At 65.0% G+C, this 14362-nt stretch carries 10 protein-coding genes and 1 pseudogene; 4 read left to right on the plus strand and 7 right to left on the minus strand.

Annotated features, from left to right (window positions below; translation table 11 throughout):
• Positions 1 to 93: 93 nt before the first annotated feature.
• Positions 94 to 252: pseudogene (locus ABT299_RS02920) on the plus strand (transposase); the annotation flags it as partial.
• Between the two features lie 64 nt (positions 253 to 316).
• Here the strand turns inward: ABT299_RS02920 and ABT299_RS02925 are convergent.
• On the minus strand, positions 317 to 538 hold the full coding sequence (locus ABT299_RS02925; RefSeq protein WP_500249719.1) for a tyrosine-type recombinase/integrase: 222 nt from the start codon (positions 536 to 538) through the stop codon (positions 317 to 319).
• A gap of 115 nt (positions 539 to 653) precedes the next feature.
• On the opposite strand from ABT299_RS02925, the gene ABT299_RS02930 reads away from it, so the two are divergent.
• Positions 654 to 914 carry a hypothetical protein gene (locus ABT299_RS02930; protein ID WP_500249574.1) on the plus strand — a complete coding sequence of 87 codons (261 nt, stop codon included), beginning with the start codon at positions 654 to 656 and terminating at the stop codon, positions 912 to 914.
• Positions 915 to 1339: 425 nt separating this feature from the next.
• Here ABT299_RS02930 and ABT299_RS02935 read toward each other — a convergent pair whose 3' ends face one another.
• Together ABT299_RS02935 and ABT299_RS02940 are read right to left on the minus strand one after the other, a co-directional pair.
• Positions 1340 to 4054 carry an ATP-dependent DNA helicase gene (locus ABT299_RS02935; protein WP_500249575.1) on the minus strand — a complete coding sequence of 905 codons (2715 nt, stop codon included), beginning with the start codon at positions 4052 to 4054 and terminating at the stop codon, positions 1340 to 1342.
• 133 nt (positions 4055 to 4187) lie between these two features.
• Positions 4188 to 4388 carry a helix-turn-helix domain-containing protein gene (locus ABT299_RS02940; RefSeq protein WP_500249576.1) on the minus strand — a complete coding sequence of 67 codons (201 nt, stop codon included), beginning with the start codon at positions 4386 to 4388 and terminating at the stop codon, positions 4188 to 4190.
• A 1066-nt stretch (positions 4389 to 5454) separates the two neighbouring features.
• On the opposite strand from ABT299_RS02940, the gene ABT299_RS02945 reads away from it, so the two are divergent.
• Positions 5455 to 5994 (plus strand): hypothetical protein, encoded by a 540-nt coding sequence (locus ABT299_RS02945; protein ID WP_500249577.1) that lies wholly within the window; start codon positions 5455 to 5457, stop codon positions 5992 to 5994.
• A 209-nt stretch (positions 5995 to 6203) separates the two neighbouring features.
• Here the strand turns inward: ABT299_RS02945 and ABT299_RS02950 are convergent, their stop codons facing one another.
• On the minus strand, positions 6204 to 7514 hold the full coding sequence (locus ABT299_RS02950) for a hypothetical protein (RefSeq protein WP_500249578.1): 1311 nt from the start codon (positions 7512 to 7514) through the stop codon (positions 6204 to 6206).
• A 450-nt stretch (positions 7515 to 7964) separates the two neighbouring features.
• Here ABT299_RS02950 and ABT299_RS02955 point away from each other — a divergent pair, with 450 nt between their 5' ends.
• On the plus strand, positions 7965 to 9545 hold the full coding sequence (locus tag ABT299_RS02955) for a hypothetical protein (RefSeq protein WP_500249579.1): 1581 nt from the start codon (positions 7965 to 7967) through the stop codon (positions 9543 to 9545).
• 153 nt (positions 9546 to 9698) lie between these two features.
• Here ABT299_RS02955 and ABT299_RS02960 read toward each other — a convergent pair whose 3' ends face one another.
• From ABT299_RS02960 to ABT299_RS02970, 3 genes are all read right to left on the minus strand, one after another.
• Positions 9699 to 11057, minus strand: coding sequence for a tyrosine-type recombinase/integrase (locus ABT299_RS02960; RefSeq protein WP_500249580.1), 1359 nt, complete (start codon positions 11055 to 11057; stop codon positions 9699 to 9701).
• A gap of 318 nt (positions 11058 to 11375) precedes the next feature.
• Entirely contained in the window at positions 11376 to 12998 is a 1623-nt protein-coding gene (locus tag ABT299_RS02965) for a thiamine pyrophosphate-binding protein (protein ID WP_500249581.1), read from the minus strand.
• On the minus strand, positions 12995 to 14119 hold the full coding sequence (locus ABT299_RS02970) for an FAD-dependent oxidoreductase (protein ID WP_500249582.1): 1125 nt from the start codon (positions 14117 to 14119) through the stop codon (positions 12995 to 12997). Before ABT299_RS02970 ends, ABT299_RS02965 begins: the two co-directional genes overlap by 4 nt.
• Positions 14120 to 14362: the final 243 nt, after the last annotated feature.

Here is a 14362-nt window from a genome sequence, read left to right on the forward strand (position 1 = left end):
CGCAAGGCCCGCTGCTCACCAAGCCGCCTGACCGCCATCGTCCAGGCGATCCTCGCCCTGCACCATCACGCCAATTGAGGTTGGAAAGACCTCACGGGTGAGATCCGTGCGCACCTGGCCGAGATCTACCAGGTCCAGGTCTCGCGTGACCTGATCTCGCGGGTCACCGACAAAGTCGTGGAGGAGATGGAGGCCTGGCGGGCTCGGCCGCTCGATGCGGTGTATCTGGTCGTGCTGATCGACGCCCTCTACCGTTGTCCACGGCCATCGTGTTCTCTTCTCCTTCGGCCTTGGTCAGGATCACGCTATGGCCATCTCACGTCACGACGCCATACCATTTGACCAGGTCAAACTCATACACCACCTCCATGGACGCAACCAGATCGACTCCGGCATCCAGCTTGGTGGTCACGAAGGTGTGGCGGAGCATGTGCGGGTGCATCCGCGGCAGTCGGATGACGGATGCGGCGGCGAGCCGGCGCAGGCGGCGGGTGGCGGCGTGCCGATCCATCCGGGGCCCGCGGGTGTTGAGCAGGATCGACCCCGGCCGTCCGGTCGCAAATGGCGCGGTCGATCCCTCTGCCGACCGCCGGCGGGAGAGTTATCAGGACGATCCGTGTGCCCTTGCCGACGACGCGTAGGACCCAGTGGCCGTGTTCCTCGCCCAGATCGTCGATGTCGGCGCCGGTGGCCTCGAAGATCCGCAACCCGAGCAGCCCGAGCATCGCCACCAGCGCGAAATCGATGGAATGGGACGATGCGCGTGCGGCCGACAGCAAAGCCTCGAACTGCAGATGGAGAGTCCGAGCGTGGGGAAATTCGGGTGGGATGTTGGGGCGGCGGACGTGGTCGGGGGGCGAGTGCTCGAGAATCCCGTCGATCACGCAGGTGCGGTAGAAGCCCGCCACTACTGACAGGCGTCGGGACACGGTCGAAGGCCGGAGCCGGCGGACCTCCTGCAGCAACCGCACGTACATCTCCACCTGCGCGCGCCGTACTGCCAAAGGCTCCAGCCGCCGTTCGGCGCACCAGGCCAGGTAAATCCGCAGGTCCGACTCGGTGTGCATGCGTGAGTCGCCCTTGTAGCGGGCCAGGTAGGCGAGCATTGCTAGCCGCAGGACGTCCCACTCGCGGTTCCGGCACCGGGCGGCGTGCCCAGAAGCTCATCGAAGGAAGTCATACTTGCGACGCTGCGCCAGCATCAGACCCAAGACCAGACCAACCACACGCGGCATAAGCGGATGTTCCTGCTGGTGAACGTCGCTGGCCGTTCCCTTTCTAGGTTCCGTACCTCGTTCTCCCGGTTCCTACCTGTACCCCTGCCTGGGTGTTCCTCGACTCATGGAGAACGCCGGGGCCCACCGACGGGCGTAAGTCCACGGCGCTTCGACAGAATTGCGACGTCCTTTGGGCTTCTGCCTCGCTGAAGATTCTTCAGTACAGACTGCTGCGTCTCTGGTGTCCAGAAGATCTTGAGGCTCTCCCGTGCTCGAGTGACGGCCGTGTAGAAGATGCTGTGTGTGATGTCGTCCTCGTTGGCATCGGTGATGACGATCTTCACTGAGTCGTACTCGAGGCCCTGCGCCCTATGTATCGAGACCGCGTAGGCGACCTGGAACGGCACGGAGGTGTTGAGTGAATCGTCGTCCTCGTCGCTGATGTCGTGGTCGTAGACGGAGAAGCGGACGGTCGAGCCCTCCACCCACTCCAGATCTCCGCCGCCGACGTCGATTTCCTTGAGCGGCCGGTCCAAATCGACATCGAACTGGATCTGGCCTCGCGCGACGTTGATGTGGACGATCCGGCCCTTTAGATTGTTGGAAATCACCGGACGGAACCGCTCGGTCTCATGGAACAGGACAGGATCGCCGACCTTGTAGGTGGAGACACGCCAAGTCGTCGCCGGGTTCGGGTTGCTGCTCTGAAGGAAGCGGTTGACGTTGTTGATACCGTACAGCCCGTCGTAGTTCAGGCAGAGGATGATCTCATCGAGACGCTGAGGCTCGAACAGAGACTTGTTGAGCACGGTCGAGTAGCCGTTACGGGCGATGGCCTCGGCGATATCGTTCTCGAGGTTGCGCACCTTGCCCCAGAAACCCAGGAGCGACTCGCTGGTGGTTCGGAACGGAGTCGTTAGCTCGAACACCGAAGCGCTAGGGATGAACGAACGGATGATGCTGAACCAGTTGCCGAACTGGATTGACTCGATCTGGTAGACGTCGCCGACCAGGACGAGCAACTTAAAGGACGTCTTCTCCAACACCTTGAGCAGGTCAGCGTTGCTAACGGTGCTGCACTCGTCGATGACCAGAAGGTCGTACTCCAGATCCGAGGCAGCCTGGTAGATCTGGCTGCTGATCGTCCGGAAGGTCGAGCCCTCGGCAGTGACTCTGCGCTTTAAGTTGTCGATCGCCGGGTTGGTGTGAGCCAGGAAGAGCTTGGTCTGGTCGTTGAAGTAGTTCGCGATATGATCGACCATCGTTGACTTGCCCGTGCCAGCCGCGCCGTAGACCAAGGCCACCTTCGACTGGCTGAACAGACGTGTGAGCGCATCCCTCTTGGCCTCGTCATCGATGCCGCGAGGTGCCTCATTTAGCCAGCTTTCGACGGCTACCGTGTAGCCGTCGATCCCGGACGAGGCATACTTCTGTAGCTTCTCGACGATGGCGACAGTGTCGTCCTCGTATCCGCGGATGAAAACCTGGCCCTTGTCCTGCAGCAGCTGGCGCCCACGGTGCTTGTAGTAGAGCAAGCTGTTGTAGGTGGCGATCAGCTCGGCGGCGTCTCCGAACTCCTCGAGATCGGCGTTGGGCGTGTAGAGCATTCCGTGGCGGTCGACGTTGTTTCGCACTCGCCGAGCGAGCAACTCGTGGTTTCGGTCGGTCGTGTCGAGGCTCTCAACGAGGTCCCAGTAGCGCGGGTTGTGCCCCGGCAGTGAGGTGCAGAAGGGCATCTGGTCGAACGGGATGCAGCCGTAGAGCAGGTTCAGGCCGGACAGACGTTCACAACTCTCCCAGTTGTACTGCAACCTGAGAACCTGATTGTGCATCCGAAGCATGAGGTAGCGGATGACGTTGTGTCCCGGAGTGGCCGACCGCACGATGCGACGTGCCTCGTCCAGTACCGGGAAGATTTGCGCCTTGATGACACCGACCGTGCCCTCGGCCTTGATCGCCGTGTACTTGTCACCGGGCATGTCGATTAGATCGAGCAAGCTGTCCGAGCCCACGGTCAGAGCCCGCATCAGATAGCCGTACTCGGTGGAATTGGTCCGGACCTTGGTGGTGATGCCCAAGAGACGCGCGAAGTTGTCGAATTCGCAAGGCCGAATCGACACCTCCCATTCACTGATGAGCGTGATCGGCATCGTCTGGTCGAGGACGGTGATCGAGTCACGCTGGAGCGTCAGGATCGCCGAGTACTTATCGGTCATGTCGATGTCAGTGAACGCGATCATGCGGTCAAACTTGCTGACATGGTTGACAGCTCGGTAAAAGGTGACCTCGTAGTAGATACGTCCGCCAACGAAGAACGGGCGCGTCTTATGGATGTAGTAGCGATGCCGCGCTCCACTGCCTGACGCCGTCGAACGCAGTACCTCGATCCGAGCAGCGATCTTCTCGTGGTACTCGCGCAGCGACGGGTCGAGATCGACCGGGAACGACTCCAGGTTCGCCAGCACGGCAATCCTGCAGCTGTCCCATAGCAAGGTGCGGATGCGCAGGAGGTACTCGTAGTACTTGAGCATCAGGCGCTCGGAGGCATCCCCGTCCAGTGTGTAGTGCGACGCACTGATCTGGATGAGCTTGTGGAACTTCCCGAGGAAGTTCAGTTTCGCCTTGGCCTTGACGAAATCGAGTCCCGGATCGATTGCCGCGTAGTTGTACTCAGCGTCATCCGTGCCCGTGTGCAGACGGACGGCGGTGCCTTCGATCAAGTTTCGAAGCTGAGCAAGGACGTTCTGTGACAGTAGAGCGCGCTGATCCGGCAGCGAGTCGATGTTCCGACAGATCGCCGCATCTGTGCTCTGGATGTGCTCCACGACCGTGGTCATGAACCTTCACCTCTTTGCTTCGCCGACCGTCTCGTCGAATGCCTGCTGATCTGTTCCAACTCACGCCTGTTCAGCGCAGGGGCGGACAGCCCCTCGGCCGCCACTGCGAGCAGGTGGCCCGGACTCACGATGCTCACGCAGACGGAGCAGGGCGACGCAAGGCAGCACTGCCAGAACCGGAGGGGTTCGGGAGCGTCTGCCGGGCACCTACCGACAAGGCGCGATCCCACGCTGAGCGCACGAGGCGCGGCGCGAAGAACCCACATACGGCCATAACAACATCCGCATCGACGGTGCCCAGCACGCCCGCACGTGCTCCCACGTGAACGCCCACCGGCCCAGCCCGAACTTCCGTCCGGCCTCAGCGAATATCGCCTCGCCCCCAGAGCCGCAGCCAGGGCGATCGCCTCAGTAAAGCGCGCGCCCGTTCCTCAGGGGCAGCGCAGGATCATCAGCAATCGCCATGGCCAAGAGGCTGGCAGGCCACCCGCATGAGGTGCAACGCCATTTTACAGAGGGGGGGCCACTCCCCGGACCCAATCACAAGATGTTGCAGATCATCACTTTCTGTAACGCTGGCTCGTGGTACGACCGGAGGACACGGCATCAGGTGGACGGTCTGGCTGCATGAGAGTGCATCCGCCGGCTGCTATCAATGACAGCTGGCCGTCACCTACGGCGTCAGCCGCGAACTAGTGAACTCATTTCATCCTTGAGTGGTGTGGGTAGTGCGGTGGTTCTCTAGAACGGCGATGGCTTTGACGAGGTGGGGTGGCCAGCCTAGTTCGGGCGGCAGCGCAGTTTGCGTAGGATCCGCCATGAGTTGAGCTGGGCATTGCGTTCGAGGCCCGCGGGAGCTTGACGCGTGCCCGGTTCGCCCGCTGCTGCGACCTCGACCCGTCCTTGCCCTTTTGGTCGTGATCACCACCGACACCTCGGCTCCTTGGTAGGCATTGTCGGCCAGTATGAGGATGTCGGCCTTCTCCAGCTACCGCTGGATGCCCGGCTCGCGGGCGGCGGTCAGGTAGCGGGTGTAGTCGTGGTGATCAGCCTGTCTACCAGGGGTTCTTCTGCTTCGAGCGCTAACCTTCAGGCTGCTATTAGGGCCATGACCTCAACACGCCTTTACCAGGGGATGAGAGGGGTCTAGTGCGGCGGCCGGATTGGGATGCAAATCTCATCTCCCTCGGCTGTCCAACGCCGCACGGATGCATCGAGAATGTCCGCTCATCGGCATGAGCGGACGTTCCCCATCCGGAGTTCGTACGCGACGTTGATCTCGCTGGGGCTGGAGTTGCCGGAATCACGGTGACGACGGATGTCGGCCTGCACGCAATGACCGCATCTCTTCCAGAGCTGATTAGAGGCTGTCTACCTACGCGATGGGGCGGACCGGAGGAGTGAGCGCGGTGCTGATGGTTCGGGCGAAGCCGGCACGTCACCGGGCCGGCGTCATCGCGATGGTGACTGCCCGTGCCGCGTGGGGGCGCGAGCGGCAACTCCGAGTCTCCGACGATGTCGCCGCGACGCTGGCCAGCCAGCTCGGAGAAGCCGAGTGGCCGGTGTGGGTGCTGGAGGACGAAGGGACTGTGCTCGGCTGCACTACCGTGCTGGAGGAGTGCCCGGCATGGGCCTACACCGACGCCGAGCGCGCCGAGTCTTCGTACTTTCTGGCGTCGACCTGGACCCGGCCCACCGACGGTGCCCGGCTCGGGCACGTGATCGCACGATGGGCATTGGACCATGCCGCCCGGACTAGCCGGTCGCATGTGCGACGCGGTGCGTTTCATGCGCGGCTGGCGGACTACTACTGCCGGGAGCAAGGGTGGCGGCTGCTGCGCGAGGTCGAGCGGCGGGGCCGAACCGCCTACATCATGTCCAGGCCCGCGGAGCAGCAGCCGGACCTGCCGGTGCTGACCCAGACCGCCCAGACCGAGTGAGGGAACGCAATCCCGCCTCCAGCATCAGCGGTTGGTACAGACCAAATCGCTGACAAGTAGTGGAGGCGTGCCCGGCATCCTTAATTCTCTCAACCGGGCGGCTTATGCGCGCGAACAGCGGGACTCAAGGTCGCGAGGCTAGGAAGCGGGAGCAAGGAGGAATCGAGCGGTCTCACACGACGCACCAACTAAGCGCGAGCACGCCAAACCTATGCCGGCAGCGCCGGGAACACGACCACCGCGCCGTCCTTATCGCGAGCGATCTCTATCGCCACGTCCGTCGCGCGGCCGTCAAACGTAACGCCGTCGCCCAGCTTGCGAACCCTGTGCGCCGCGCGCATCAAGCGCTCGACTTCACTGGTCGTGAAGACGGGCCGCAGACCGGACGGGCGTGCCAGCTCCAACGCCGACAGGCGTACGAGGACACCGGCGATGCCCAACTCCAGGTCGTCGAGGCGCTGCTGGTGATCCCTGAGGTTGCGGATGAAGTTCTCGAACGGGTTGCCGGGGTCGCTCTGAGCATGCTCGACGGCCTGGAGGACGATGACTCGCCGCTCCAGCGCGATCGCGAGCGCGGCGAGTTCGAGGTGGGCGCGGAATATGCCGCCACGGTCGTCGGTGAGACCGGGGAACGACTTGGTCAGTGTGCCAATTTCGACGGGCGCGCCGTCGGGCAGCGCGTCGAGGGCGCTCCGCCACTTGGCGAGGCGGCGTTCGGCGGCGACCAGCGCCGTGCTGATGGCGTATGACGCGGAGTCCAGCCCCAGCGAGACACCGAGCTTGCCCTGGTCGAGCAGGATGGCGGTGGCTTTGTCGATGGCGTCGCGGCAGCCGTCGAGCTGGTTGCGTTCGTCCTCGAGCTTGTCTTCGTGCAGTTGCTCCAACAGTTCTGTGATGTGCTCGATGGCCTGCTGGCGTTTGTAGTCGGCGTGCGCGCTAATCCCCACCGCTACGGCCATAAGTACGAGCGGCGCAGCCACGGTGAACGCCGCGCTACCTCCGACCGCGACGCCGGCTGTGGTACCGGCTCCGCCGGCTGCGCCTGCTGCTGCCGCTTTACCGACTGGCACGAAAGTCGCGCCGCCGACGATGCCGGTTGAGTTCACGAGTGGACCACGGATTCCACCGGCCACCGCCTTGGATGCCATCGGGCGAACGATGCCCTGACCGAGCTGGGCGGCGAACTTCGCCGGAACCACCATGCGATACAAGGCCTCACCGGAGGCGGTCGCCGTGGCCGCCCCGGAGGAACGCTGCGCTGATTGCGTGATGAGCTGCGACAGGTGCTGCGCCAAGGGACTCGCTGCATCCAGCGGGATACCCGGGCCGCGGTCGAGCTTGTCAGGCAGCGGATGCACCTCGAGTGTGGCGATTGGCTCGTCGGCCAGGGCGGCCAGGACGCTGCGCAGTTCAGCCAGGCGCTCGGCCGTCATCGGCTCGTCTCCGGTCAGAGCGGGCACCCGGACGTCAGCAGTCGCCAGCGTCCACACCGGAACGTTTGCCGCGCGGTCGTCAGTCATCGTCTCCCCTTGTTCTCCATCGAGAGACTAATGCCCGTTCCGGCTGTTTTCAGGTGAGCAACCGATCCGGGTGGATCACTGGCCTAGACGGGCCAGGCGGGCAACCGTAGGACGGTGAGCAACCTCTGGACTCCAAGAAATCGGTGAGCTTGCTGCAATCAGCAGAGCGTCACCTATGCCGCGAGGTTCATGAGCCGCGCCCACACAACAAGGCAGAAGCCACTGACAAGGGCGTGGGCTGTCAGCGCCTCGATCGCTGGCGAAGTCACCGAGGAACACCGAGGCCCCGATCGCGTAACCTCGGCGACGGTTCCCGCGAGGGTGTCACCGACGCTTACGGTCGTCATGAACACGGCAAGAAATCAATCGCCCCTCGCAGTGCTGTGTGACCCGGGCTTACACAATGGAAAACCGGATGAGGCGACCAAAGGTAGCGTCTACGGTGGGTCGGTGTTGAAGATCCAGAGGGTCCTCGGTGGTGGGCCGTTCGCCGAGACGGGTGACCCCCGCGTGGTCGCCGTCGACGAGCGGCTCGGCGTCACGATCGTGGGCGGGGATGCAGGACGGCTGCAGTGGGCGGGTAACGGCACCGCTGACAGGCTGAGCGACGTCCTCCTCGGCGTTTATGACCTCGACGGCGCGACCTGCCGGCATTTGCACCGGCCACGATGGCCGGTGAACGCGATCGCGGTCCACCCGAGCCTGCCGCTCGCCGCCGTCGGCACCGGGTGTTACGACGGAGGCTACCTTTTCGAGGGGGAGCTCCTCCTTCTCGATCTGGCGGCGGGGACTGTCACCTCGCTCCTGCCCCATCCACGACAGGTTCTATCCCTGACATGGCGAGACGCCCGAACGCTGGACTTCGTCTTAGCACCTCCCGACGACGAGAACCCGGATGCTCACACTCAAGGGCACCGGTGCACCGCCATCCGTGACAACTGGATCGCCCCGGCGCCGCTGCGCCCGGAAGAGACCGCGGCCCCGGTCACGCTGCTCGCGCCGATTCCGGCCGGCCGGTCCCCTGAGCAAGTCCTCGATGATCTGTCAGACGGTCGCAGGGAGCCGCGGCGACAGGTCTGGGCTGTGGAGCCCTTGCCGGACGGCCGGATCCTGGCGGCGTCCGAGCGGATCGCATTGGAGTGCTGGGAGCCAACGGGCCGGCGCGCGTTCACTGTGTCGGACCCGGCAGGCGGCCGTCAGATCCACATGACGCCCGACGGTAAATCAGCATGGGTCGTGCTGGACTCCCCAACCCGGCACACCGAGGCCGGCTGGCAGCGCAGCCCTGGATCGGCTGTCCGCTTTTCCCTCGCCGACGGTGCCCGCACAGCCACCCTTGCGCCGAGTTTCCCGATAACACTCGCCGCTCGGACGGACGGCTGGATGGTGCTGCGCGACGTCGACTTCGCCTCGACCGCTGAGGAGTCTCTGCTGATCTCCCCCGAGGTCCAGGAGGCCGGGCGGGTAGGGCTGGGCAGGTTCGACCTGTTCAATCACCCGTTCGCGGTCCGGCACAGCCCCGAGCTGTTCTTCCTGCGGGGCGAGGGAAGGGGTGGCGCCGAGGAAAAGCAGGTGGCCCGGCTCGATCCGCTGACGCACACCGTCACGGACCTGTTTTCACTGGAGTGGGACACCGCCCGCAAGGGCCACCTGTTCGGTGGCCCCGTCGCCCATGTCCGAGATGCGGAGGGTGAGGCGCTGGTTCATGGCGGGGCCGTCCACAATGGACGGGGCCTGTTGCCAGGCAACGCCTTCGTTGCACGCCGCGCCCTGCCCAGCGGCAACGTCACTTGGGTTTTCACCGCCGACCACAACGTCACGTCCCTGGACATCTCGGACGGCACGGTCTATGCCGCCTTTACCTCCGGAACGGTCGTGGCACTGGACGCCGTGACGGGCGCGATGCGTTGGAGGCACTCGCTCCGAGTCGGCGCAACCCCAGCGGTTGCACTGTCGCTCACCGCGCCGTCTCCCAGCCGCCTCGTCCTGGGGACGACGGACGGCCGAATCCTCGACTGCACAGTGCCCTGAGCGCCTCGCTCAGATTCAGCCCCTCCAGTGGGAGCCACTTGTCCAGATCAGATCGTTCCTGGGAACACATCGCGCCCATGGAGGTCGTCCGGGTTCGCATGAACTCGTGATCGAGGAGGGCCGGGTTATCCGGCTCTCCTCGATCACTCTCGGCTATCGGGTGGTTGAGCGGTTGCGGGTTTTGGCTAGGGCTTCTAGGGCTGTTTCGTCGGCGTCGGGGAGGGTGTGTAGGTAGCGCTCTGTGGTGGCGATGGAGGCGTGGCCTAGGCGTTCCTTCACCACCTGGAGGTCGGCGCCGCCGTTGAGGAGCCAGGAGGCGTGGGCGTGGCGTAGGTCGCGCATGGTGGGTCTGAAGTTGAGGCCGGCGGCGGCCAGGGCGGGGTGCCAGATCTTGCGACGGAACCAGTCGTTGGGGATGTGGCCGTCGGTCTCGCGGACGCGGCGGGGGCGTGGGTTGTCCTTGCCGTTCGCGCGGCGGGCGGCTCGGTAGAGGGTGAAGGCGCCTCGGCAGTAGTCGCAGCGGCAGCGGCCGGCGGTGTAGCCGCTGAGGGTGCCGTGGTTGTAGGTGCGGCCCTTCTCGTTCGGTTCCGTGCGGCCGAGGGTGGCTGGGTCTGGGATCTCGGTGATGCGGGCTCGGGGCTTGTCCTGGGGTGGCATCTGGAAGAGGAGGTCGTCTTGGGTGAGGCTCGCTGACCTGATGTGGGCTTCCAGCTTCTCGGTGATCTGGGTGCTGAGCTTGAAGCGGCGGTACTCCTTGTCCTTCGGGTAGTCCTTGACGAGGAAGTGGCGGCCTTCCGGGTGGAACTTCGGGTTCAGCTCGACGACGGTGCGGCTGACCGTGAGGATGCGGGACCTGAGGTTGAGGTCCTTCACGCGCAGCTCGCTGAGCTCGCCCCAGCGGAGGCCACTCTCGATCTCGGTTTCGGCAAGAAGCCGGAAGGAGCCCTCGGGGAGTGCGTGGTAGACGTCGTCGAACTGCTCGGGGGTGATGATCTCGAGGGGCTTGCGGACGACCGGAGGCGTGCGTACTCCGCGGCAGGGATGGATGAAGGTGACCTGGTCGTCCATCGCCGTGGTGAAGATGGCGCTGAGGATGATCTTGTTGTGGCGGATGGACACCGGCTTCATGCCCTGGTTCTTGAGGGCCGTGATCCACGCGCGGACGTGCTCGGGAAGGATGTCGATCATCCGCATCGAGCCGAACGTCGGCATGATGTTCCTGTAGATCGCGTACGTGTAGCCCTCACGGGTGGTGGCCTCGACCTGGTGGTTCGGGAGCCAGGTCTCTTCCACGTAGTCCTTGAAGCGTTGTCTTCCTCGGCCAGGGTCTCCCGTGCGGCCTCTGGAGACTTCGACCTCCGCTCGTTGCCATGCTTTGTCGGCGTCCTTTTTGTTGGAGTATGTCCCGGCTGACCGCAGCCGACCTCTGATGTCGACGTAGCAGGCCGTGTAGCGGTACTTTCCGTTGTTGCCCTTGCGCTTCTTCGCGTATCCCAAGGCGCGATCCTCCATGATCGTCCGTCCGTGATTTGTCCGTGGACGGTGGCGGACGGGCCATCCTTGTCCGTGAATGGCTGACACCGCCACAGGCTGTCTACCTGGGATTTTAACGCGGATCACCTTTACCTGCACGACCCCCGAATGGGCAGAATTTGGAGTTCGGGACTAAGTTGTCGTGGGTTCAAAATCGTTGCTGTTGCAGGGTGGAAAATTCTGTCGGGCCGCTGGTCGAGCCGCTAATTGATTGCGCATGCTGAAGGGCAATGAGGGGGCGATATCATCTCGCACGTGGGGGTACGTGGTGGTTATGGTTTTGTTTGGTCGGGGTGGTTAGGGGAGTTCTTGGGGGAGGTCGTGGGGGTTGGTTTGGGCGATTATCAGGGTCGTGGTGGTCGAGGATTTTGCGGTGGTCAGGGCTGTGTCCAGGGCTGTGGCGGTGGTGGCCGTGTGGGTGGATTGGATGCCCAGGGCGTTCGCGAATTTGGTGAAGTCCCAGCGGTTGAGGGTGACGTAGGGCTTCGGCTGGGCGTTGGGGTCGGTGAAGTAGCTCCTGTTGAGGAGGAACTGCTCGTACGCGTAGATGCCGTTGTCGATCACGATGACGACCGGGTCGCGGCCGTAGCGCGCCATGGTGGACAGCGCTTGCGCCGTCATGTGGAAGCCGCCGTCGCCGCAGATGACCAGGGGGCGGCGGGACGAGCCGAACGAGGCGCCGACGGCGGCGGCGACGGAATGGCCGATGGAGGCCCAGACGCCGCTGCACATGAACGCGTCCCGGCCCTTCACGGGCAGGTTCGCGGCCGAGACGACGCCTAGGAGCGTGTCGGAGATGACGAGCCAGGACTCGTCCAGGGCGGCGCCGACGCGCTCGTAGACCTGGCGGTAGGTCAGGGCGCCGGTGGCGGGGGCGGGGGTGGTGGGCTGTACGCCGGCGGGGACGGGGCGGGGCGGCGCCTTCGCCGCTTCGGTGACGAGTTCCGTTACGAGGGCGGCGAGCTCGGCGTTCTGTTTGGGGGCTCCCTTGATCCTCACCTTGCCGTCGTAGGCGGTGACGATGCGTCCGATGCCGCTGGTCACGAGCGGTGCGTAGCCGTTGGGGAGGACGCAGCCGAGCATCACGAGCAGGTCGGCGTCCCGGACGGCGTGCGCGGCGGCCGGGGCCGAGTGCGGCGGGTCGTAGACCCCCACCCAACCGTTGCCCTGCTCGGGCAGGACCGACTTGGCGAGCAGGGCGGTCGACCAGCGCGTCCCGAGCTTGGCGATCAGGTCGGCGGCCTTGTCGGCGAGGCCGTACCGCTGGATCTCTGTGCCGACGAGGACGAGCGGCGAGGTCGCGGCCCGGATCAGGCCGACGATCGTGGCCGCGAGCTGCTTCTCGGTGCCGGCCGGCGGGTCGGTGAGGGGGAGCGGTCCGGTCGGCGCCGGGCAGGGCTTGTCCCAGAGGTCCAGGTTGATCTCGATGTAGACCGGCCGTTTCCGCTTGAGGGCGGTCGCGATCGCGTTGTCGACCACGGCGGGCACGTCGGCGGCGGTGACGGCCCGGGCCGCGCTCGCGGTGACGAGTGCGTAGGCGCTCAGGTCGGTGTCGGGGCGGCCGATCGAATGGGAGAAGACGATGTCGAGGTTCTTCTGGGATTCGATGCTGTGGGGGCTCGGGCCGCCGTTGACGACGACGACCGGGCTGCGTTCGACGTACGCCCCGGCAAGAGCGTTGATCATGCTGAGCGTGCCGACGCCGTAGGCGACCGCGACAGCGCCGAGGCCTTTCGCGCGCGCGTACCCGTCGGCCGCGTACCCGGCTTCGAGATCGCTCGCCGTGACCACGGTTTTGATGGCGTGCGCGCCGGCCGCGTCGAAGAGGTCCGAGCAGTAGGCGGCGGGGACGCCGAACAGCGTGTCCACGTGCTGCTCGGCGAGGCGCCTCAGGACGTAGTCGGCGACGGTGGAGGTCATACCGGGTTGCAGGGCGGGTCGCAGGGTGTGTCCGCGGGGGCCAGGCGGCGCTGCCTCAGCCACTCGGTGATCCGCGGATGCTGGATGAAGTTCTCGGGGATCGCCATCGGCGGTGCGAGGCCGAAGTTCATGGCGATCGCTCTCACGAGCTTCTTGCACTCCGCCTTGCTCGGTTGCTCGTTCTCGGTGCAGTCGAAGTTCCCGCCGATGACGACGTGGTCGCTGCGGGGGAACATGTAGCCGTTCTGGCTGTAGAGGTACTGCAGGTTCAGTTGGGGCCGCAGCATCGCCAGGTCGCCGCGGATGGGGTGCATGGCCGTGTCGTTCCAGAGCTTCTTCGCGCCGTAGCCGGTGCAGTTGACGATGACCTTCTGCGTCACCGTGCGGAACACGTGCGCCTGGTCGGCGAAGTTCTGCTGCACGAACCGGACGCCGCGCGCCTTGAGGTCGTCCACCAGCCGTTTCAGGAAGGTCGGCGGTTCGATCAGCAGGGTTTGGTACAGGTGCCCCGGGTTGTGGTGCCCGTGGAACGGCATCCGCGGGAGGTCCACACGGGGCGGGATCAGGGAGGGCGCGATACGCAGCACCTCCTCCAGGTTGTGGGTCTTCTTCGAGGCGTAATTGGGGCGCTCGGAGACGCCGAAGCCCTGGCCGATGCCGCACTTGAAGGTCGTGTACGCCGTGGTGAGGATGTCCTTGAGCTCGCTGTCCTTGCCCTGGTATTCGACCAATGACAGCGCCCATTGGCCGCCGGCCTTATGGGACGTGGTGTCGGCGAACATGCGGTCGGCGTAGATCGTGACGGTGAGGCCGAGGTCGAGCAGGCGCGTCGCCGCCGTCAGGCCCATGACGCCCGAGCCGAGCACCGCGACCTCCGTCTCGTGCGACGTGGCGATCCGCGCCTGGACGAAGTCCCGCACCTTGGCCGCGCATCCCCAGCTCAGCGTGATGCCGGCACCGCCGTGGCCGTAGTTGTGGACGACGAACCTGCCGGACACCGTCTTCGGCTCCAGGCGGTAGGAGCCGCAGCGGTAGGGCCTGATCCCCGCGACGCAGGCGCCCTGCGCGTCGGCGTCGAAGGTGAAGTCCGGCGTCGGCAGCTCGGCGTCATCGGACGGCATCGCGGTTCCCCTTCCGGTGCTCCCACCGGCACTGTCCTTCCCTTTCCCCGGCTGCCTTCCTGCCCTTCCGGGGCCGCCCTCAAGACGGCATACCTCGGAGCTTGACCTTGAGAAGATATGACCTATACGGAGTCGCCCGAAAAGGGGGCGATCGGGAGCAATGTGCAAGGCGCGACGCTTAGTGCGGGTGAGCGGGTCCACGGCGGTGGAGGCCGCTCGCGCATCCTCGGAAAAGATTCCGGG

The organism is Spirillospora sp. NPDC000708 (assembly GCF_040299565.1).
GTDB lineage: Bacteria > Actinomycetota > Actinomycetes > Streptosporangiales > Streptosporangiaceae > Spirillospora.

Excerpts from the sequence above, each read along its gene's own strand:
- ABT299_RS02935 (WP_500249575.1), bottom strand. The coding sequence starts at position 4,054 with ATGACCACGGTCGTGGAGCACATCCAGAGCACAGATGCGGCGATCTGT.
- ABT299_RS02950 (WP_500249578.1), bottom strand. The coding sequence starts at position 7,514 with ATGACTGACGACCGCGCGGCAAACGTTCCGGTGTGGACGCTGGCGACT.
- ABT299_RS02960 (WP_500249580.1), bottom strand. The coding sequence starts at position 11,057 with ATGGAGGATCGCGCCTTGGGATACGCGAAGAAGCGCAAGGGCAACAAC.
- ABT299_RS02965 (WP_500249581.1), bottom strand. The coding sequence starts at position 12,998 with ATGACCTCCACCGTCGCCGACTACGTCCTGAGGCGCCTCGCCGAGCAG.
- ABT299_RS02970 (WP_500249582.1), bottom strand. The coding sequence starts at position 14,119 with ATGCCGTCCGATGACGCCGAGCTGCCGACGCCGGACTTCACCTTCGAC.